This window comes from Bradyrhizobium sp. CIR48, from assembly GCF_014198315.1.
Lineage (GTDB): Bacteria > Pseudomonadota > Alphaproteobacteria > Rhizobiales > Xanthobacteraceae > Bradyrhizobium.
This window is the reverse complement of record NZ_JACIHG010000006.1, coordinates 176,870-196,091: the sequence shown is the minus strand read 5'-3', so window position 1 is coordinate 196,091 and position 19,222 is coordinate 176,870. Positions and strand designations below refer to the sequence as shown.

At 67.2% G+C, this 19,222-nt stretch carries 18 protein-coding genes and 2 riboswitches; of the genes, 2 read left to right on the top strand and 16 right to left on the bottom strand.

From position 1 onward, the window contains the following. Nucleotide 1 precedes the first annotated feature (1 nt). A complete protein-coding gene (locus tag GGD66_RS20025) occupies nt 2-2,350 on the bottom strand; it encodes a TonB-dependent siderophore receptor (RefSeq protein ID WP_183258757.1) in 2,349 nt (782 codons plus the stop codon). Between the two features lie 116 nt (nt 2,351-2,466). After that, nucleotides 2,467-2,669: riboswitch (cobalamin riboswitch) on the bottom strand. Nucleotides 2,670-2,741: 72 nt separating this feature from the next. Between GGD66_RS20025 and GGD66_RS20020 the strand changes: the two genes are divergently transcribed. Beyond that, the gene (locus GGD66_RS20020) at nt 2,742-3,314 is read left to right on the top strand and encodes a histidine phosphatase family protein (RefSeq protein ID WP_183258756.1); all 573 of its coding nucleotides are present in this window, start codon (nt 2,742-2,744) and stop codon (nt 3,312-3,314) included. Here GGD66_RS20020 and cobT read toward each other — a convergent pair. The 8 genes from cobT to cbiE form a co-directional block, all read right to left on the bottom strand. Continuing rightward, nucleotides 3,307-4,359: a nicotinate-nucleotide--dimethylbenzimidazole phosphoribosyltransferase gene (cobT, locus tag GGD66_RS20015; protein WP_183258755.1), complete on the bottom strand. Its 1,053-nt coding sequence runs from the start codon at nt 4,357-4,359 to the stop codon at nt 3,307-3,309. The two genes, GGD66_RS20020 and cobT, sit on opposite strands and share 8 nt — an antisense overlap. Nucleotides 4,360-4,369: 10 nt before the next feature. Beyond that, nucleotides 4,370-5,119, bottom strand: coding sequence for a precorrin-6A synthase (deacetylating) (gene cobF, locus GGD66_RS20010; RefSeq protein ID WP_183258754.1), 750 nt, complete (start codon nt 5,117-5,119; stop codon nt 4,370-4,372). A gap of 47 nt (nt 5,120-5,166) precedes the next feature. Then, complete coding sequence (locus tag GGD66_RS20005; protein WP_183258753.1) at nt 5,167-5,844, bottom strand: energy-coupling factor ABC transporter permease; 678 nt, start codon at nt 5,842-5,844, stop codon at nt 5,167-5,169. A gap of 36 nt (nt 5,845-5,880) precedes the next feature. Next, nucleotides 5,881-6,100: riboswitch (cobalamin riboswitch) on the bottom strand. Nucleotides 6,101-6,145: 45 nt separating this feature from the next. Beyond that, nucleotides 6,146-6,877: a uroporphyrinogen-III C-methyltransferase gene (cobA, locus tag GGD66_RS20000; RefSeq protein WP_183258752.1), complete on the bottom strand. Its 732-nt coding sequence runs from the start codon at nt 6,875-6,877 to the stop codon at nt 6,146-6,148. Then, entirely contained in the window at nt 6,874-8,184 is a 1,311-nt protein-coding gene (locus GGD66_RS19995) for a cobyrinate a,c-diamide synthase (protein ID WP_183258751.1), read from the bottom strand. The genes cobA and GGD66_RS19995 overlap by 4 nt, the downstream gene beginning before the upstream one ends. Then, complete coding sequence (gene cobM / locus GGD66_RS19990) at nt 8,184-8,966, bottom strand: precorrin-4 C(11)-methyltransferase (protein ID WP_183258750.1); 783 nt, start codon at nt 8,964-8,966, stop codon at nt 8,184-8,186. The genes GGD66_RS19995 and cobM overlap by 1 nt, the downstream gene beginning before the upstream one ends. Beyond that, nucleotides 8,963-9,331, bottom strand: a complete 369-nt coding sequence (locus GGD66_RS19985) for a cobalamin biosynthesis protein (protein ID WP_183258749.1) — start codon at nt 9,329-9,331, stop codon at nt 8,963-8,965. The genes cobM and GGD66_RS19985 overlap by 4 nt, the downstream gene beginning before the upstream one ends. Continuing rightward, the gene (gene cbiE, locus GGD66_RS19980) at nt 9,328-10,509 is read right to left on the bottom strand and encodes a precorrin-6y C5,15-methyltransferase (decarboxylating) subunit CbiE (protein WP_183258917.1); all 1,182 of its coding nucleotides are present in this window, start codon (nt 10,507-10,509) and stop codon (nt 9,328-9,330) included. The genes GGD66_RS19985 and cbiE overlap by 4 nt, the downstream gene beginning before the upstream one ends. Nucleotides 10,510-10,519: 10 nt before the next feature. On the opposite strand from cbiE, the gene GGD66_RS19975 reads away from it, so the two are divergent. Further along, on the top strand, nt 10,520-11,266 hold the full coding sequence (locus GGD66_RS19975) for a cobalt-precorrin-6A reductase (RefSeq protein ID WP_183258748.1): 747 nt from the start codon (nt 10,520-10,522) through the stop codon (nt 11,264-11,266). Here the strand turns inward: GGD66_RS19975 and cobJ are convergent. The 7 genes from cobJ to GGD66_RS19940 are packed head-to-tail and all read right to left on the bottom strand — an operon-like array spanning nt 11,242 to nt 19,149. After that, nucleotides 11,242-11,976 carry a precorrin-3B C(17)-methyltransferase gene (gene cobJ, locus GGD66_RS19970; protein ID WP_183258747.1) on the bottom strand — a complete coding sequence of 245 codons (735 nt, stop codon included), beginning with the start codon at nt 11,974-11,976 and terminating at the stop codon, nt 11,242-11,244. The two genes, GGD66_RS19975 and cobJ, sit on opposite strands and share 25 nt — an antisense overlap. Continuing rightward, a complete protein-coding gene (locus tag GGD66_RS19965) occupies nt 11,973-12,704 on the bottom strand; it encodes a precorrin-2 C(20)-methyltransferase (protein ID WP_183258746.1) in 732 nt (243 codons plus the stop codon). Before GGD66_RS19965 ends, cobJ begins: the two co-directional genes overlap by 4 nt. A gap of 2 nt (nt 12,705-12,706) precedes the next feature. Continuing rightward, nucleotides 12,707-13,336, bottom strand: coding sequence for a precorrin-8X methylmutase (locus GGD66_RS19960; RefSeq protein ID WP_183258745.1), 630 nt, complete (start codon nt 13,334-13,336; stop codon nt 12,707-12,709). Further along, nucleotides 13,336-14,499 carry a precorrin-3B synthase gene (cobG, locus tag GGD66_RS19955; RefSeq protein WP_183258744.1) on the bottom strand — a complete coding sequence of 388 codons (1,164 nt, stop codon included), beginning with the start codon at nt 14,497-14,499 and terminating at the stop codon, nt 13,336-13,338. Before cobG ends, GGD66_RS19960 begins: the two co-directional genes overlap by 1 nt. Then, the gene (cobN, locus tag GGD66_RS19950; protein ID WP_183258743.1) at nt 14,496-17,744 is read right to left on the bottom strand and encodes a cobaltochelatase subunit CobN; all 3,249 of its coding nucleotides are present in this window, start codon (nt 17,742-17,744) and stop codon (nt 14,496-14,498) included. Before cobN ends, cobG begins: the two co-directional genes overlap by 4 nt. After that, on the bottom strand, nt 17,744-18,778 hold the full coding sequence (gene cobW, locus GGD66_RS19945) for a cobalamin biosynthesis protein CobW (protein WP_183258742.1): 1,035 nt from the start codon (nt 18,776-18,778) through the stop codon (nt 17,744-17,746). Before cobW ends, cobN begins: the two co-directional genes overlap by 1 nt. Beyond that, nucleotides 18,775-19,149, bottom strand: coding sequence for a DUF1636 domain-containing protein (locus tag GGD66_RS19940; RefSeq protein WP_018315957.1), 375 nt, complete (start codon nt 19,147-19,149; stop codon nt 18,775-18,777). The genes cobW and GGD66_RS19940 overlap by 4 nt, the downstream gene beginning before the upstream one ends. Between the last annotated feature and the right edge of the window lie 73 nt (nt 19,150-19,222).

The window sequence follows — 19,222 nt, the reverse complement described above, 5'->3', positions numbered from 1 at the left end:
CCTACCATTTGAACGCGGCCGAGAGCTCGTAGGTCCTGGGCGCGCCGAGCAGGATCTGGTCGGGATAGAACGGATCGCCCCAGATCGCATAGCGCTTATCGGTGATGTTGCGGACGCGGAAGGTCAGGCGGGCCTGGTCGACCGCGTTGAACACCGTCTTGGGAATGTCGACGAAGGCGTAGACGTCGGCGACGGTATACGCCTTCATCGTCACGACATTGGCATCGGTGTTGTAGCGGTCGCCGACATGACGGCCGGTGATGCCAAGCTCCACCGGCCAGGGCGTGAAGAAGCGCCAGGACGCACCGGCATTGGCGACGACGCGCGGCACGTTCGGCGGCGTGTTGCCGGAGAACGAGCCGCCGGCGAAATTGTAGTCGGCATAGCGGGCATCGACATAGGCGATGTTGCCCCACAGACGCAGCGGATCGATCGGACGAACCGAAGCGGCAAGCTCGACGCCCTTGGACTCCTGCCGCCCGGCGATGTTGAGCGCCATGCCGCCGGCCGCTGCATAAACGTTCTTGCGCACGATGTCGTAGGCCGAGAACGACCACTCCGCCCTGTTGTCCCAGAACAGGTGCTTGACGCCGGTCTCATAGGTACGCGCGGTCGTCAGGTCGAGCGGCTGGGTCGGCAACAGCAGGAAGCTGGTGTTCGCGGAGACGTCGGCGCCGGTGGCGTACTGACTGAAGAAGGTCAGGCCGGGCACGGCCTCCCAGGTGTAACCGATGCGGCCCGTCACCGGCGCCCAGTCTTTCGTGAACGGAAAGCCGGCTCTCACAAGCCCGGCGGAATCGGTCGAATTGCGGTCGAGCCCGATATGCTCGACGCGCAGGCCGCCGATCAGCGCGAAGGTCCGCGTCAGCTTCAGCCGGTCCTCGAACGACAGCGCCTCGTTGTTGATGCGCGCGGTCTGCTGCTGCGTCGTGAGCGAGCCGTAAAAGCCGCGGTTGGGATCGACCAGCGAGACATAATCGTTCGGGAAGTTTGCCGCGCCCGGCCTGACGAAGTCGAGATAGCTCGATGACAACGTCGTGACCAGCCGATTGTCGAAACCCGCGATATCAGCGTCCCAGATCAAATCGGTGATGTTGCCGACGAGGCGCTGGCTGTGCGCGACATAGAAGCGCTCGCGATACACCTGGTTGTTGGTGGAATCGAACGCCTCGATCTCGTTGTTGAACCAGGTGCGCTCGGCGCCGTAGCCATAGGCTTGACTCTTCAGCGTCAGGTCCGGCGCCAGCTTCAGCTCGAAGCCGCCGCGCAGCCACACCTCCTGCGCGACATTGCGATTGTCGAGGACGTTGTAGTTGGTATTGAAGGTGCGGTCGTCGATCGTGACCGCGCCAAGATCAGTCCTGTTGAAGTAGTTGCCGGAGACGATCCCCGTCGTCGCGTGCGAGCCGCTGAAGGCGATCGGCACCAGCGGCGCGCCCCAATAGGCTTTCGAACGGTCCTCGCGATACTCGATCGCGCCCCAGATCTTGAGACTGTCGGAGATGCGGTAATTGAGCTGGCCCGACACGTCGAGCATCTTGGTATTGGTGTCGTCGGCAAAGCCGTTGAGCGCGGAACGGCTGATGTCGAAGCGATAGTCGAGGCCTTGGACGTTGGTGCTGCCGCCCGAGCCGTAATGCGCGCGGAACGAATTCAGCGAATCCCAGGAGAAATCAGCTTCGTTCCGGATCGGTCCCGTGTGCGGCTGCTTGGTCACAAAATTGATCGCGCCGCCGGCGGCGCCTTCACCCGAGATCAGCGAGGCCGGGCCCTTCAGGAATTCCACGGCTTCCAGATTGGCGGTGTCCATGATCCGCGAGGTCATGTTCTGCGGGCCGATCTTGATGCCGTTGTAGAGCGTGTTGATCTGGCTGTTGGTGAAGCCGCGCATGGAGAAGGCGGAAGGTTCGGCCGGATTATCGCCGGCGGTGACGCCGACCGCGCCCTGGGCCACGTCGGACACAGTGCGATAGCCCTGCTCGCGCATGGTCTCGGCGGAGATCACCTCGACGGTCGCGGGCGTCTGTCGCACCGTCAGGCCGAGCCGCGAAGCGCTTTCGGCCACGGCGTTGCTGTTGAGCGGCGTCGGGGGTGCTGTAGCCGGTACGACGGGCTTCGGCATCGCTGCCGCGGCCGCCGGCCTGCGCGCTGCTGCCCGGCGCGTGCTCTGCGCCTCCCGGCCGGCAGGCTTGGCCTGCTTGCGGGATTGGGCCGGCGATACTTCGACGGGCGGCAGGGGTTCCCGGGCCTGCTGCGCCAGCGCAGCGGGCAGATCGAGCGCGGCAAGGGATGTGAGCGCGGCGGATGCGAGCAGGAATTTTCGCGGTCGTACGATACGGAAGGAAGACACGGTTTTCGGACCTCGGTATGACGTCAGTGGCACGTCACAGCGAACGAGGTCTCACCTTTTGGCTCTTCAGCCGTCCGATGAAGCCGAATGTCTGTACTCCCCGACCGACATCTTCGCGTGTGACCACGGCTGACGGCAGGTCTCCTGGCTCGCGGGTCATCACCACTTCGTCGCCTTCCCGGGACCGAGGACCCAGTGGCTTCTGACGAAGGATTATCCGCTCACAGTTGCGGGGGCAGCCACGGCGTTGGGGACAATGTTCCCGCACCGTATTCCCTTTTCATCCCCTCTCGGGGAAACCGTCGCGAGCATCTAGGATTACCATCACAACAGAGTCAATGTGCCAGTTGCGGCGTTATGGCCACAACGACCAACTTCCTTGGAGATGAGCATGGAAGGCGAGACCTTCCTCTGGTTGATACGGCACGCGCCCGTCGCGGGCGTCACAGGCGCCATCCATGCCGCCGACGCGCCGGCCGATCTCAGCGATCGCGTGCAACTGGACGCTGTGCGACGGCGCCTGCCACCGGATGCCGCCGGCTATGCCAGCCCGTCGCGGCGCACGATCGAGACGGCACGCGCGCTGGGACTCGAACCGAAGCTGGTCAGTGAATTCCGCGAGCAGGATTTTGGTGACTGGACCGGCCATCGCCATGACCAACTCGAGGCGACCCGCGGTGAGGCCTATGCGCAGTTCTGGAGCGATCCGGCTGGCGGACGGCCGCCGGGCGGCGAAAGCTTTGCGGATCAGGTCGCGCGTGTCCGGCTGGGTCTGTCGCGGATCGCAGCCGGATCGGCCACGCTCGTCGTGCATTCCGGCACCATCCGCGCCGCGCTCTGCATCGCGCTGGATCTGACGCCGCAGGCCGCCTTGCGCTTCGTGGTCGATCCGCTGTCGCTGACCCGGATCGATCGCCTCGCGGCCGGCTGGCGCGTCGTCTCCGTCAATCGGCGGATCAGTTAGGTCTGTCAGGCACATTGGCCTGCGCGAACGTCGCCATGCCGTTGTGAAGGCTACAGGCGAGCCGCACCAGCGGCAGCGCGATGGCGGCGCCCGATCCCTCGCCGAGCCGGAGATCGAGGCTGATCAAGGGCTGCACGTTCAGCGCGCGCAGCACCAGCCGATGCCCCTGCTCCGCCGATTGATGCGACGGCAGCAGGAACGGCCGGCACGACGGATTGAGCCGCACTGCTGCGAGCGCCGCCACCGAGACGATGAAGCCATCGATCAATACGGGAATACGGCGCTGCGCCGCCGCAATGATCGCACCTGAGATCGCCGTGATCTCGAGGCCGCCGACGGCACACAGGATTTTTTCGGGCGAGGCGCTGCCAACGCCGTGACGCGCGATCGCCGCGTCGATCACGCGGGCCTTATGTGCGCGGCCGGCCGCATCGACGCCGGTGCCGCTGCCCGCGATCTCTTCGGCGCTGATGCCGAGCAGGCCTGCAGCAATCGCCGCCGACGTCGTCGTGTTGCCGATCCCCATCTCGCCGAAGATCAAGAGATCGGGCTGATTGGCTTGCGCGCGCGCAACCGCGCGCTGGCCGACCTCGAAGGCATACGCCAGCTCGGCGGGTGCGAGCGCGGCTTCGACGCTGAAATCGCGCGTGCCATGGCGCGGCTTGTCGGAGATGACACCCGCCATCGCCTCTGTTGCCAGCGTGCCGGCATCGACGACGTCCAGGCTCGAGCCAAGCTCGCGCGCCAGCACCGAGATCGCGGCGCCGCCGGAGGCAAAATTCGCCATCATCGCGATGGTCACGGCTTGCGGATAGGCCGAGACGCCCTGCGCGACGATGCCGTGGTCGCCGGCGAAGACAATGATCGGCACCCGTGCGGCACGCGGCTGTTCGGTCGCCTGCAGGCCCGCAAGCTCGATTGCGAGCTGCTCCAGCCGGCCGAGTGCACCGGTCGGCTTTGTCAGTTGCGCCTGCCGTGCGATCGCGGCCTCGCGATGCACGGCGGAGACATCGGGGCAATTTCGGGTGACCCATTCGGGGAGCATGCTGCCTCGCTTACGGCCTGCGCTTGAGAATGTAGCTGTCCATGATCCAGCCATGCCGCTCGCGCGCTTCCTGCCGCGCCGCAACGATGCGCGGGCCAACCTCGGCGAGCACGCCGGACATGACGATCTGATCGGGCATGCCGAGATAGGCGCCCCAATAGATTTGAATCCCGGCTGGATCAAGCGACTGGAATGCCGTGCCGCCGTCGAGCATCACCACCACGGTATCCACACCCGCCGGCCAGCCGCCTTCGCGCAAACGCCGCCCCGTCGTGACCAGAAAGGGCTCGCCGATGTCGTTGAGCGGCAGCGCATGCGCCGCGCACAGCGTCTGGATCGAGGTGATGCCGGGCACGACCTCGATGTCAGGCAGGGGATTGAGCCGCCGCGCAATGCGCAGCGAGGAGTCATAGAGGGAAGGATCGCCCCAGATCAGCAGCGCAACCTTGCCCTCGCCTTCGAGATGGTTCGCAATCGCTTTCGACCAAGTCGCGGCAACCTCATCGTGCCAATCGTCCACGCCCTTGCGGTAGTCAGCTTCAGCGACGTCGCGTACGGGAAGGTCGAACTCAGCGATGGCTGTGTTATCGCTGGTGAGCACATCCGCGCAGATCGTCCGCCTGAGATCGGCGAGATCGGACTTCGCCGTTCCCTTGCGCGGGATCAGGACGAGATCGGCGGCGTTGATCGCTTGAACAGCGGCGCGCGTCAGCTGGTCGGGATCGCCGCAACCGATGCCTATCAAAGAGAGCGTGAGCATCGCGAAACGCGACGGGCGGCCCTGCTGGCCGCCCGTTCGCTTGTCTCTCAGGCCGCGTTATGCAGGCGCGGGGTGACGAGACCGGGCGCGGTGACGCCGCGCAGCGACTTCGCCAGTGCCAGCACCGCGAGATCGGCGAGTGGCTCGATCACGATGACCAGCGCATAGGACGCCGCGAACGTCGCGATGTTGGCGAGGTTGCTCATCGCAAAGCCCGAGCCATAGAGCGCCCAGAACGCCACCCAGGCGATCACGCCGGCCTGGTAGGTCGTCGAGAGCGCCAATGCCTGCCGATACTTCAAATCGACATAGGCGGCGTTCCGCGAGATGATCCGTGCGGCGATCGCCTGGATCGCGAACAGCGGCACCAGCAGCGTCGTGACGTTCATGCCGTATTGCGGGATGTCGACCGGCTCGAAGAATACGCCCTGGAGCAGCAGGCCAAATGCGAGGCCGAAAGCCGCGGGCGCTGCGCCGAACAGCAGGAACAGTGTCGAGCCGAGAATGAAGTGCACCTCGGAGACGCCGACCGGGAAGTGCGGCAGGATCTCGAAGAAGATGAACACAAGGACTGTGGTGGCGAGCGTCCGCGCTGCGAACGACGTGATGCCCTGCTCACGCACGGTCTCCACCGCGAGCTTCAGCGCAACGCCGCCTGCGGCGATGCCGGTTGCGTAACTCAACACGAGCTTGGCGCCCGTCACGACCCCGGGTTCGATATGCATGGCTCAATTCCTTCCTGCCGTCACACCCGACGGCCTTGGCCTCAAAACGTGCAGGGCCGGTCTCCTGGCTCGCGGTTCCCCCGGATTTCCGGCCTTCCCGGACCTTGCGGCCCAGTGGCTGATCGGAGTCCCTCACCGCTTACAGTCGCGGGGGCGGCTGGGGTTTTGGGCGCCGCAACTGGGTCCGCCCACCCCCATTCCCGATTATGCTCCGGCGCTTTGCGCCGCGTCGAGCACCATGCCTCTCTTGTGTGCCCCTTTCGCTGAGCCTGCGTCAAGGGGCGAACGGCGGCCAAGGCTGTCATGACGGATAATCCCCCGCCAGCGCCCCAAACAGGATCACGGCGGCCGTCGAGGCGGCGCCGCCGCGCGCAAGCTGCTCGGCAAGCTCGGCGATGGTGGTGCGGACCAGCCGTTCGTCCGGGCGGCCGAGAGATTCGGCGAACAGCGCGGGGGTATCCGCAGCGAGGCCGTGCGCGATCAACTTTGCCACAAGCGCGGGGAAGGTGCGCCGACCCATATAGACCACGGTCGTCGCCTCAGGATCGGCCAGGGCCGCCCAATTCAGATTCGGCGGCAACTCGCCGGTGACATCAGCGCCGGTGACGAATTGCACCCGGCGCGAGGTGTGGCGCCGGGTCAGGGGGATGCCGGCTTGCGCCGCGGCAACGCAGGCCGATGTGACGCCCGGGACGATCTCGTAGCCGATGCCGGCCTCACGCAGCGTCTCCAGCTCCTCCTCGAGCCGGCCGAAAATGCCGGCATCGCCCGACTTGAGCCGAACCACGCGCGCACCTGTTGCGGCATAGTCGATCAGCAGGCGGTTGACGTGGTGCTGCTTGGTCGAGGGACGCCCTGCCCGTTTCCCCACCGCGACGAGATTGGCGCCGGGCCGGGCGAGATCAAGGATCGCGCCGGAGGCGAGATCGTCATAGAGCACGACGTCGGCCTCGCGCAGCCGCGCGGCGCCCTTGAGCGTGAGAAGCTCGGGGTCGCCGGGGCCGGCGGAGATGAAGGAGACGAATCCGCTCACCGGTCCTCCGCGATCAGATGAAAGAACGTGCCGGTGGCGTGGCCGCGCTGCGAGCCGGTCTCGGCAATGACCGCGCCGGTTGCATCGTGCACGACTGCCAGCGGCGTATCAGGCTGGGCAAGAATGGTCGAATAGTGGAACTCATGGCCGCGCAGACGTGCACTGGGGCGATGTCCCGGCATCGGCGCGGCCAGCGTCGCGAGACGATAACCGAGATGCATGCGACGTTTGGCAAAGCTGGTCTCGAGGCCAAGCAGGCCTGTCATCTCATGGCGAACACCGTCCGCATCGGTCAAAGCGGTTCCCAGCACCATATAGCCTCCGCATTCGCCGTGCACCGGTCGCGTTTCGGCGAAGGCGCGCAGGCCGCTGCGAAAACGCGTATTGGCCGCGATCTTGCCGGCATGCAGCTCGGGATAACCGCCGGGCAGCCAGCACACATCGGCGCTCGCGTCGGGCGCTTCATCGGAGAGCGGCGAGAATGTCGAGATCTCCGCGCCCGCCCCGCGCCAGGCTTCCAGCATGTGCGGATAGACGAAAGAGAACGCCGCATCGCGCGCGAGCGCGATGCGCTGGCCCGGCGGCGTCACGTTCAGCCCATTCGCGGCGGGTTGTGGTGTCCAGGACGCAGCCGATCGCAGCACCGCATCGAGATCGACATGCTCGGCAACGAAGCGCGCGGCCTCGTCGATCAGCTTGCCGATCTCGGCCTGCTCCTCGGCCTGCACCAGGCCGAGATGCCGCTTCGGCAGGCTGATCTCGGCATGGCGCGGCAGCGCGCCGAACACGGCAATGCCGGCGTCGCTGAGCGCACGCCGCACGAGGTCTTCGTGGCGCGGGCTGGCAACGCGGTTGAGCACGACGCCGGCGAGCCGTACGCCGGGGCGATAATCACGAAGACCCGCGGCGATCGCCGCCGCGGTCTGCGCTTGTCCGGAAGGATCGATCACCAGCACCACCGGCCAGCCCAGCATCTCCGCAATGTCGGCGGTGGCACCGGTGCCGGAAACACCGCGCGCGGCGACGCCGTCGAACAGGCCCATCGATCCCTCGGCAAGCACGACATCGGCGTCCGCGCCGCGGCTGACGAGATGCGAGATCGCCCCGCGATCCATCGCCCAGCTATCGACGTTGACGGAAGCGCGCCCCGTGGCGGCGGCGTGGAAGGCGGGATCGATGTAATCGGGACCGCTCTTGAAGCACTGCACGTTCAAGCCGCGATGGCGCCAGGCGCGCGCGAGCGCCAGCGTCAGCGTGGTCTTGCCGACGCCGGAGGCCGGTGCGGAGATGACGAGGCCTGCCGCCATCACGAGCCCTCCGGAAAACGCGGCTCGGCGCCGACCGGCCGATAGCGGCGATCGTAATCGGCGGCGTAAAGGCGGCTCTCGTCGAAATCCGCAGCGCCGAGCGTCTTGCCGACCAGAATGATCGCGGTGCGCTCCATCTCGGTGCCGACGGCAGCATCGAGCGTAGCCAGCGTGGCGCGGATGATGCGCTGATCCGGCCAGCTCGCGCGCCAGACGATCGCGACCGGACACTCCGCGCCGTAATGCGGCGCGAGCTCGGCGACGACCTTGTCGAGCAGATGGATCGACAGATGAATCGCGAGCACTGCACCGGTCGCGGCGAAGGCTGCCAACTTCTCGCGCTCGGGCATCGCGCTGGCGCGGCCCGGCGTGCGCGTCAGCACAACTGTCTGGGCAAGGCCCGGCAGCGTCAGCTCGACCTCGAGCGCTGCCGCTGCGGCGGAGAAGGACGGCACACCAGGCGTCACAGTGAACGGAATGCCAAATGCGCGCAGGCGGCGGAGCTGCTCGCCCATCGCCGACCAGATCGAGAGATCGCCCGAATGCAGGCGAGCAACGTCCTTGCCCGCCGCATGCGCGGCGGCGATCTCGGCGATGATCTCGTCGAGCGACAGCGGCGCGGTATTGACGATGCGCGCGCCGGGCGGGCAATGCGCCAGCACGCCCTCGGGGACCAGCGAGCCGGCATAGAGGCAGACCGGACAGGCCGCGATCAGGTCGCGCCCCCGCAACGTCAGCAGATCGGGAGCGCCCGGCCCCGCGCCAATGAAATGCACCGTCATGCGCCGTCTCCTTCCGCGATCGCGGCCGTCGCCGTGCGATCCTGCGAGACAACGCGTGTCGAAATCAGCCGTGCACGAGGCCCGGCCGCAGCGAGAGCTGCTGCTTCGGCGACCGATCCGGTGCCGAACTTCTCCGTCACGAGATTGGACTGGGTCGGCGTGGCGATACCGGCCAACATGTCGGCTGGAACAGCCTTGATCGGCACACCGCACTCACGCGCGAGCTCCTGCAGCGGCTCCGCATCAGCCTTGTCGCTAACGGTTGCAATCGCCATAAGACCTTCGGGATCACCCGCCGCCAGCAGTGCTTCGCGCAGCGAAGCGAGACTGACATCTCTCCTGAACCCAAACCCGGCCACCTTCATCGGACCGTACTCCACTGCACCACCGGCCGTGCCGTCTCCCAGGAGCGGTAGCGGCCGAGCGGGCCAGCATAAGCGATGTCGACCCGCATCAGCTCGCCGCCGTAGCGCTGGTGCAGATCGCCGAGCAACGCTTCCGTCTCCAATGTGACTGAATGTGCAACCAGCCGCGTGCCCGGCGCAAGCCGCGACCAGATCTCGTCGAACATCGCGCTATCGAGGCCGCCGCCGATGAAGACCGCATCCGGTGCTTCCAGGGCAGCAACAGCCTCGGGCGCCCTCCCTTTGACGACGGTGATCCGGTGCGAAAGTCCAAACGCCGCTGCATTGCTGCGGATGTTTGCGGTGCGTTCCTCGCGCGCCTCGATCGCAGTCGCCGTCCCGCCGCACAGCGCCCACTCGACCGAGATCGACCCCGAGCCGGCGCCGATATCCCACAGTCGCTCGCCCGGACGCGGCGCCAGCGCCGACAGCGCCAGCGCGCGCACCGGCCGCTTGGTGATCTGGCCGTCATGGATGAACAGATCGTCTGACAGGCCCGAGCTGCGGGGCATGCCTTGCGTGCCCCTAGCCAGCAGCGCTACCGCAACCAGATTTCCAGCGATATCATCAGCAAAGAGATCGACGCGATGCTGATCAATGTATTCCCGTGGGCCGCCAAGTGCCACGAGGGTCCACAAGAGTGAAGCGCCCCATCCGCGTTCGGTCAACCATTTCGCGAGATCGTCGACCGCCGCTGCGTCGCGTACCAGGCAGATGATGCGTGCATCCCGCGCCAGATGCGGCACGAGACGCTCGAACGGCGCGGCATGAAGCCCGATGCAGGTCACGGACTCCAAACGCCAGCCCAGACGCGCTGCCGCGAGCGAGAAGGTCGACGGTGCCGGATGCGCGATCCACTCGTCCCCTCCGAGCTTCTCGGCAAGACCTGCACCGGCGCCATGCCAGAACGGATCACCGGAGGCGAGCACCGCCGTCGGCCTGCCGCGGCTGCTCAGAACGATATCGGCGTCGAACGGCACCGGCCACGGACGGCCGCGGCTGCCGACGCCGGCAAGCGCGAGATGCCGTTCACCACCGAAGACGGTTTCGGCCTCATTGAGCGCCTTTCGGCTTGCTTCGGACAGCCCGGCAAGGCCATCTTCGCCAATACCAATGATGGTCAGCCAGGGATCAGCCAAGGGATCAGCCATGACGCGCGCCCTCATTCTGGGCGGAACTGCCGATGCGAGCTTGCTCGCCGCGGCGATCGCGCGAGCAGGCATCGAGGCCGTCTACTCCTATGGCGGTCGCACCCGCGCGCCTGCGGATCAGCCGCTGCCGACCCGCATCGGCGGCTTCGGCGGCGTTAGCGGACTGGCCGATTACATCCGCCGCGAAGGCATCACGCACGTGATCGACGCGACCCATCCTTTCGCCGCGGAGATGAGCCGCAATGCGGTCGAGGCATGCGCGCAGACGAGCACGCCGCTGATCGCCCTCGAACGCGCGCCTTGGACCAGAATGCCCGACGACATCTGGATTGAAATCGCCAATGTCGATGCCGCGGTCGCCGCGCTGCCCGAGGCGCCCGCAAAAGTGTTCCTCGCCATCGGCCGCCAGCATATCGCGCCGTTCGCGAGTAAACCGCAGCACACCTATACGCTGCGGTTCGTCGATCCGCCGGAGGCGCCGCTGCCCTTCGCCGCCGATGTGATCGTGTCGCGCGGGCCGTTCACATTCGACAGTGAGCTTGATCTGATGCGTACGCGTGGCATCGGCTGGATCGTCGCCCGCAATTCCGGCGGCGATGGCGCGCGCGCCAAGATCGACGCGGCGCGCATGCTCGGCCTGCCCGTGATCATGATCTCGCGGCCGGAGCGGCCCGCGCGCCGACGGGTTGAGAGCGTGACCGAGGTGATGCAGTGGCTCGGTCATTCTACCCGCCTCGGCGCATAAACCCAGCGGCCGACGCGGCGCGTCTGCGAATTGCAGACGATCACCAGCGTCCGCATGTCGGCCATCTCGGGCCGGGCTTCGTTCAGCGTGACAGTCTCGATCCTCTCGTCAGAAGCGCTGATCGCGCGTGCAAAAATCGCGAGGCGCTCGCCGCAGCCGGCGTCCTTCAGCAGCGCAAGCGCGCGGCCGAATCCTTCGGGCCGGCTTGCCGAGCGCGGATTGTACATCGCAATCGAAAAATCGGCTTCGGCGGCGAGCCGCAGCCGCTTCTCGATGACTGCCCACGGCTTGAGATTGTCGGAGAGATTGATGGCGCAGAAATCATGGCCGAGCGGCGCGCCCACGCGTGCGGCCGCCGCCAGCATCGCGGTGATGCCAGGCAGCACGTGAATCGAAAGATCCCGCCATTGCGGCGCCTGTTCGAGCGCCTCGAACACGGCAGAGGCCATCGCGAAGACGCCGGGATCGCCGGAGGAGACGACGACGACCTGCCCGCCTTCGGACGCAAGCCGCAGGGCTTCGCTCGCGCGCTGCAGCTCCTCGCGGTTATCCGAGGGATGCAGCTTAAGCCCAGCACGCGGCGGCACGCGCGCGACATAGGGCGCGTAACCCAGAATGTCGGTTGCGGAAGCCAGCGCGGCCGTGACCTCGGGCGTCACCAGCGCATCGCTGCCCGGCCCGAGGCCCGCGATGGTCAGCGTGCCCGTCATTCGGCGGCGTCCAGCTGCCGGCCCTTGCCGTGCACCAGCACGATCGCGAAATAGGGACAGTCCGCGCCATCGACCTCGGCGAGCCGCACCACGCGCTCGCCCGGCATGGTGCCGCGCTCCACCAGCCAGGCATCGTCGAGCCGGCCGGCAGAGCTGAGCGCACGGCGCACCTTTGCGAGATTGCGGCCGGTCTTCATGACGACGAGCGCATCGGAATCGCGCATACGCCGCTCGAGCTCGTCTTCAGCCAGCGTCCCCATCAGCACCGTCGTCACGTCATCGCCGAGCGCGATCGGCTGTCCGACACCATTCCAGCAGCCGACCATGCCGGGAATGCCCGCGATCACCTCGATCTCGACGCGGCCCTGCAGGCGCGTGTGCAGATGCATGAAGGAGCCGTAGAAGTAGGGATCGCCCTCGCAAAGCACGACGACATCGACGGCGCGCGCCAGCCGCGCCAGACGCTCGGCCCATTCGTCATAGAAGCCGGCCAGCAACTGAACATATTCGGGACTGTCGAATGCGATCTCCGTGGTGACCGGATACTCCATCGGATATTCGGTGACATCAGCAGCCAGGATGCCTTCGACGATGCGGCGCGCCTGACCCGACCTGCCCTTCTTGCGGAAATAAGCGACGTGCCGTGCGGCGCGCACGGTGCGATCGGCGCGCACGCTCATCAGATCAGGATCGCCGGGGCCGAGACCGCAGCAGATGATGCGTCCCATCGCTATTCGCTCCGGCTCGCCAGCGCGTTCACGGCGGCAACCGTGATCGCGGAGCCGCCGAGGCGGCCCTGGACCGTCAGCGCCGGCACGGGCGGATCGGCCATCAGCGCGGCCTTGGACTCGGCCGCGCCGACAAAGCCGACGGGACAGCCGATGATCGCCGCAGGCCGCGGGCAGTCGCGGTCCTCCAGCATGTTGAGCAGATGAAACAGTGCGGTCGGCGCATTGCCGATCGCAACCACCGCGCCATCGAGATGCGGCCGCCACAGCTCCAGCGCCGCGGCCGAGCGGGTGTTGCGCATGGATTGTGCGAGTGCAGGCACGGTCTCGTCGCCAAGCGTGCAGATCACAGCATTGGCTGCGGGCAACCTTGCGCGCGTAATCCCTTCCGAGACCATGCGCGCGTCGCAGAGGATCGGCGCGCCCTTCTGCAAGGCGGCGCGCGCAGCGATCGCCATGCCCTGAGTGAAGCGGATATGCGCCTCAAGACCCACCATGCCGGCGGCATGGATCATCCGCACCACGATTTGCTCCTCGTCGGGCGAAAAGCGCGCGAGATCGGCTTCGGCGCGGATGGTCGCAAAGGACTGCCGGTAGATCGCAGCGCCATCGGTCTCGTAAGTGTGCGGCATCAGTTCCCTCCCACCAGGATGGAGGGATCGCTGACGATGTCGGCGCCGTTCAGGCCGCGCAACACCGGCTCGTCGCGGATCGAGCCGTCACGGACGAGATCGAATCCGGCACGGGTCGCCACCAGCGTGACCGCGGCCGTGCCGGAATGGGCACAGCCCTTGCCGCAGCCGGAGACGTGCAGCCGCGTATCGGCGGCGATGCGCGGGGCGAGCGCTGCTGCGAGCGCGCGCGTATCGGCATGGGCTTCGCGGCAGCGCGGTGCGCCGCTGCAGGCGATGACGCGCAACGCGGGATCGAACGGCTCGGTGATGAGGCCCGGCGCGCTCGGCATCTCGCGCTTGCCCTCGCTCATCACCATCCGCCAGGGCGTCATGCGCAGCGCATGACCGCACCCGGCGAACTGACGCAGCGTCGTGTGCAGCATCTGCCCGAACGCGACACCCACCATGGCGCCTTGCGGATAGTGCCCGGGGCGCGAGGCGGCCATCACGGGCGCGGGCTCGGTCTCGCCGCGCAGCGATTGAGGCAATGCCGCGCCGGAGGCGACGTGGGCCGCCATGCGCCCTCGGCCGCCCGTCGCGCCGCCGGAGACCAGGAACCAGCTTGCGAGCGCGAGCGCCGTGCTCACGGCCTCTCCACGTGCGACGGAGCGGCCGAGCTTTGCGCCGTCGGCCCGCACCAGCAGACCGCCTGTGCGATCACGCTCGATGCGTATGTCGGCGGAATCGCCGGCGAGCACGCGCGAGGTCCCGTCATCGATCGCGAAGCCGAACTTCGTTGGAAGCGCGAGCGCGTTATCCTCGAGCGCTTCTTCGAGCTCGGCTGCTAGCGATTGAGTCGCGTCGCCAGCGCGCCAGAACGGCGTGACGAGGATGTTGCGACGGGCTTCCGTCGCCGGATCCGGATCGAGCAGCGCCAGTCGCGCAAGGCCGTCGATCAACGGCCGATGGCCTTCTTCACTGACGCCCCTGATCTGCAGATTGGCACGGCTCGTCACGTCGATCAGACCATTGCCGTGTTGCCCGGCGAGCTCGGCAAGTCCTGTGATTTGTGGTGCTTCGAGCCGCCCACCGAACGGACGCACGCGCACCACGAGCCCGTCGCCCGAGAGCATCGGGCGCAGCGCGCCGGGACACCAGCCCTTGACCGTGGCCGCGCTCATGAGGCCTCCCGCAGCGCCGCCGCGATCGAATTGCGGCGCGTTTGCCAAAGCGCCGCATCGTGCAGGCGCGCGAAACAGGTTTCCATCGCGGCGAGAGCGGACGGATTTTCACGTGCCATGAAGACGCGGACGTCGTCATTGCCGAGCGTCGCATCATAGTAGAGATCGAACAGATGCGGCGGCACGGCACCGGCCAGATGAGCGAAAGCGGCCATATGCTCCAGCGTCGCAGTGATCTCGGCGGCGCCGCGAAAACCATGACGCATCATGCCGGCAATCCACGCCGGGTTGGTGGCGCGCGCTCGGACGACGCGCGAGATCTCCTCGGTCAGCGTGCGCGCGTGGGGCTGCTCGGGACGCGTCGTGTCGAGGTGATAGAGCGAGGGTCCTGCCGCGCCGAGATGCGCTGCAGCCGCCGCAACGCCGGCTTCATGCGCGGCATAATCGGCCGCGAGCAACAGATCAGTTTCCGGCAAGTCCTGGACATGGACAAAGCCATCAGCCGAAGCAAGGCGCTGCTCGATGCCGGCGCGATTTGGCTGCATCTCGCCGTCGGCCGAGAACGCCCAGGACGATGCCGACAACCAGGCTTCGCCCGCGGCTTCGCGTGTCTCGGGCGTGAAGGCATCGGGGATCGCCGATAGACCGACGCCGTATTGTCCGGGACGCGGCGCGAACACGCGGGAGGCGCGGTGGCGGTACGGATTCTCGTCGCCCTCGTCCTCGCGCGTCGCAAGCGCTTCGGAGGCGGCCTCGAACAATTGCGCAAGGCCTGAGAAGACGTCGCGGAAGAGGCCCGACACCCGCAACGTGACATCGATGCGGGGACGGCCGAGCTCGGCCGGCGCGACGATGTCGTATCCGATGACGCGGCCGGAGGCGTGATCCCAGCGCGGCGCAAGGCCGGCCAGATGCAGCGCCATCGCAAATTCCTCGCCCGCGGTGCGCATCGTTGCAGAGCCCCAGAGATCGACCACGAGGCCCTTCGGCCAGTCGCCATGATCCTGCAGATGGCGGCGCAGCAGCTCTTCGGCAAGCTTGATGCCCTGCGCATGCGCCGACGGCGTCGGCACCGCGCGCGGATCGACGGCAAAGAGATTGCGTCCGGTCGGCAACACGTCCTGACGGCCGCGATAGGGCGAGCCCGACGGTCCCGGCGCAACGCGCTTGCCGGCAAGTGCCGAACGCAACGCGTCGCGCTCCGCATCGCCGCAGGCGCCGCGGCCGAACACATGCAGGCCGTCGCCGAACTGGCTTTCCTTGAGATCGCAGACGAAGCGATCGATCCGCGGAATGGCTTCGGCGGGCGCGGCCGAGGCATCCAAACCGAGATCGTCCTCGAGGCCCGCCACGCGCGCCTCATCACGGATCGCTGCGATCAATCGCTGACGGCGCGCGGGATCGAGACCATCGGCGGTCGAATATTCGTCGAGGAGCTGTTCGAGCCGGCGCAAGCCTTCGGGCACGGCGGATGCGGTGAGCGGCGGCGGCAGATGGCCAATGGTGACGGCCCCCAAGCGCCGCTTGGCCTGCGCGGCCTCGCCGGGATCGTTGACGATGAAGGGATAGATGATTGGAAGATCGCCGATCAGGGCTTCCGGCCAGCACGCGGACGACAGCGCCACGGATTTCCCGGGCAGCCATTCCAGCGTGCCATGTGCGCCCATGTGCACGACGGCGTCACAGGCCTGCTGCCGAAGCCAGAGATAGAACGCGACATAGGCGTGACGCGGCGTGCGGGCGAGATCGTGATAATCGGTATCGCGCGTGGTCGCATCGCCGCGTTCCGGTTGAACCGCGATGATCGATCGGCCGCATTGGATCGCGGCGAAATGAAACGCGCCGTCGCGGCAGCTCGGATCACTCTCCGGCGCGCCCCAGGCTTGCGCAAGATCATCCTGCAAAACTTGCGGCAGGCGCGAAATCGCCGCGCGATAATCGGCGATGCCCCAGGTGAGCTGCTGCCTCAGCAGCGCCTCGCCGAGCGCATGGACCGGCGCAACATCGAAGCCGGCCTCAGCGAGATCGGACACCAACGCCTCGACCGAGGCCAGCGCATCGAGCCCGACCGCATGCGCGATCTGGTGCGGCCGGCCCGGATAGTTCGAGAGCACGAGCGCCAGCCGCTTCTCGGCAACCGGCTTCACCGCAAGGCTCCGCCAGGCCGCGACGCGCGCGGCGGCGGCTGTCACGCGCGCCTCATCGGCGCGATGCGCCAGGTGTGCGAACTGCAGATCGGGATCGCGCCCGGCTGCCGACTTGAAGCTCACCACGCCCGCGAACAGACGGCCGTCGACCTCGGGCAGCACCACATGCATCGCGAGATCGCCGGGCGACAGGCCGCGCAGCGACTCCGCCCAATCCTCGCGCCGGGCCGTGGAGAGCGCGACCTGGAACACCGGGCACGATGCGGCATCGAACGGCGTCGTGCCGTCGTCGCCAGCCGCGGAGAACGCCGTCGCGTTGACGATCGCGGCGGGAGGATTTTGCGCAAGATGCGCCCGCAACCAATCCGCGACGCCCGCGGCCTTCAGCGAGGTCACGAACACGCCGCAGGCTTCAAAGCCGCGCCCGCGCAGCGCTGCGATCAGGGCATCGACCGGGTCCGTGTCCGCAGCGGTGAGATATGAGCGATAAAACGTTACCAGCACACGCGGCTTGCCCTCGCCGTGCGCCGGTGCAGCAATGACGCCGCGGGCGGGATCGTAGAACCCCATCTCGGGCACGGTCGTCTCGCCGATAACAGGCCCGGCATAGAGTCCCGAGGCCAGCGCGAGCTGTGCGATCGCGGCTTGCGCGGCGACCGGTCCGCCGGTGTCGCAGAGCACCTTGAGCCGGCGCAGCGTCGAGACCGGCAGGGTCGAGTATGCATCGAGCCGCGGGTCGTCGCGGCCGTCGGCCGGCAGCACGGCCAGCACAATGCCACGGTCCTTGGCGAGCTGCTGGAGCACAGCCAGACCATACGGCCAGTAGGACTCACCACCAATCAGACGAACCAGAATGCCACGCGCCTGAGACAGCGTGCGCTCGATATAGGTGTCCACTGACAGCGGATGACGCAGCTCCGCGAGATTGGCGAGCCGCAGCGACGGCAGGCTCTCGCGGCCACGCCGCCAGCCGGCTGCGAACGCCGCAAGATCGGAATCCGAATACGAGAGCACCACGAGATCGGCCGGGTCCTGGCCGATATCCCTTGGCGTCGCGGTCTCCTCCAGACCGCGGCTCTCGCGGAAGACGACGTGCATCAGATACCTAGTCCTGCCTTGATGGCGGCCTCGTCGATATCGCCGTGCTCGCCGATCACGACGAGCTTCGACCGCCTGTGACCTGCGCCCCAGGGCTTGTCGAACTGGTGGCGCACGCGCTCGCCGACCGCCTGCAGCAGCAGCCGCATCGGCTTGCCCGCGACCGCGATGTAGCCCTTAGCGCGCAGCACGTTCTGCTCGCGCGCCAGCTTCTGGACGGATGCGACCAGCGCATCGACGTCGGCGACTTCCGGAAGGTCGACCACGACCGAGGCGAAATCATCGTGCTCGTGCTCTTCCTCGCCGTCATGATGCGAGGGACGCGCGGCGAGATCGTTCTCGGCGGCAGCGCCAAGACCGAGGATGACGCGCGCATCGATCGCACCGTCGGTCACGGGGAGCATCGGCACGCGGCGCGGCATCTCGGCGGTGATGGCAGCCTTGGCCGCTTCAAGTCCCGCCGCGCCAGCGAGGTCGGCCTTGGTCAGCAGCACGATGTCGGCGCAGGCGATCTGATCCTCGAACACCTCCGACAGCGGCGTCTCGTGGTCCAAATTCTCGTCCGCCGCGCGCTGCGCTTCGACGGCGTCAGGATCCGGCGCAAAGCGGCCAGCGGCGACAGCCTCGGCATCCGCGAGCGCGATCACGCCGTCGACGGTGATGCGCGAACGGATCTCCGGCCAGTCGAATGCCTTAAGCAGCGGCTTGGGCAGCGCCAGGCCCGAGGTCTCGATCAGGATGTGATCGGGCCGCACGGGCCGCGCCAGTAGTTTTTCCATGGTCGGAATGAAATCGTCAGCAACGGTGCAGCAGATGCAGCCATTGGCGAGCTCGACGATGTTCTCCTCCGGGCAATTGGCGTCGGCGCAGGATTTCAAGATCTCGCCGTCGACGCCCTCACTGCCGAACTCGTTGACGAGCACCGCGAGCTTCTTGCCGCCGGCATTGCTGAGCAGATGCTGGATCAGCGTCGTCTTGCCCGAGCCGAGAAAACCCGTGACCACCGTAACCGGGACTTTTGCGAGCGAGTTCATTCGGCGGCCTCCGGCACGACGGCAATGGGGGGAATGCGGGCAAGCGACTGCTTGCGGAATATTTCCGGCCGGCTGCGCCAGGGCACAAGGCCGTCAGGCGCGGCCGCATAGGCCGCGGCGCCCGCGACCACATCCTGCGCATTTGCATCCGAGAGGCGGCCATAGACGTAAGACCACCGGCCGGGCGCGCTCAGCGCGACCGAGCAACCCTGGTTGCATGCCGACAGGCATTCGACGGGAACCACATTGACACCCTCGGGCACGCCCGCGTCGAGGATCGCCCCATGCAGGCGCTTGCCGGGCGTCGCCTCGCCCTCGCCAGGCGTCTCGCCGGCACGGCAGGTGATGCAGACGTGAAGTGTGACGGTCATCGCCTCTTCCAGATAACAGCGGGAGGCGATGAGGCACACGGACCGCTCTTTTGGAGGCCCGTTTTCCCCGTCG

Coding starts and splice junctions, on each gene's coding strand:
- GGD66_RS20020 (WP_183258756.1), top strand. CDS start 2,742: ATGGAAGGCGAGACCTTCCTCTGGTTGATACGGCACGCGCCCGTCGCG.
- cobT (WP_183258755.1), bottom strand. CDS start 4,359: ATGCTCCCCGAATGGGTCACCCGAAATTGCCCCGATGTCTCCGCCGTG.
- cobF (WP_183258754.1), bottom strand. CDS start 5,119: ATGCTCACGCTCTCTTTGATAGGCATCGGTTGCGGCGATCCCGACCAG.
- GGD66_RS20005 (WP_183258753.1), bottom strand. CDS start 5,844: ATGCATATCGAACCCGGGGTCGTGACGGGCGCCAAGCTCGTGTTGAGT.
- GGD66_RS19995 (WP_183258751.1), bottom strand. CDS start 8,184: ATGGCGGCAGGCCTCGTCATCTCCGCACCGGCCTCCGGCGTCGGCAAG.
- cobM (WP_183258750.1), bottom strand. CDS start 8,966: ATGACGGTGCATTTCATTGGCGCGGGGCCGGGCGCTCCCGATCTGCTG.
- GGD66_RS19985 (WP_183258749.1), bottom strand. CDS start 9,331: ATGAAGGTGGCCGGGTTTGGGTTCAGGAGAGATGTCAGTCTCGCTTCG.
- GGD66_RS19975 (WP_183258748.1), top strand. CDS start 10,520: ATGACGCGCGCCCTCATTCTGGGCGGAACTGCCGATGCGAGCTTGCTC.
- cobJ (WP_183258747.1), bottom strand. CDS start 11,976: ATGACGGGCACGCTGACCATCGCGGGCCTCGGGCCGGGCAGCGATGCG.
- GGD66_RS19965 (WP_183258746.1), bottom strand. CDS start 12,704: ATGGGACGCATCATCTGCTGCGGTCTCGGCCCCGGCGATCCTGATCTG.
- GGD66_RS19960 (WP_183258745.1), bottom strand. CDS start 13,336: ATGCCGCACACTTACGAGACCGATGGCGCTGCGATCTACCGGCAGTCC.
- cobG (WP_183258744.1), bottom strand. CDS start 14,499: ATGAGCGCGGCCACGGTCAAGGGCTGGTGTCCCGGCGCGCTGCGCCCG.
- cobN (WP_183258743.1), bottom strand. CDS start 17,744: ATGCACGTCGTCTTCCGCGAGAGCCGCGGTCTGGAGGAGACCGCGACG.
- cobW (WP_183258742.1), bottom strand. CDS start 18,778: ATGAACTCGCTCGCAAAAGTCCCGGTTACGGTGGTCACGGGTTTTCTC.
- GGD66_RS19940 (WP_018315957.1), bottom strand. CDS start 19,149: ATGACCGTCACACTTCACGTCTGCATCACCTGCCGTGCCGGCGAGACG.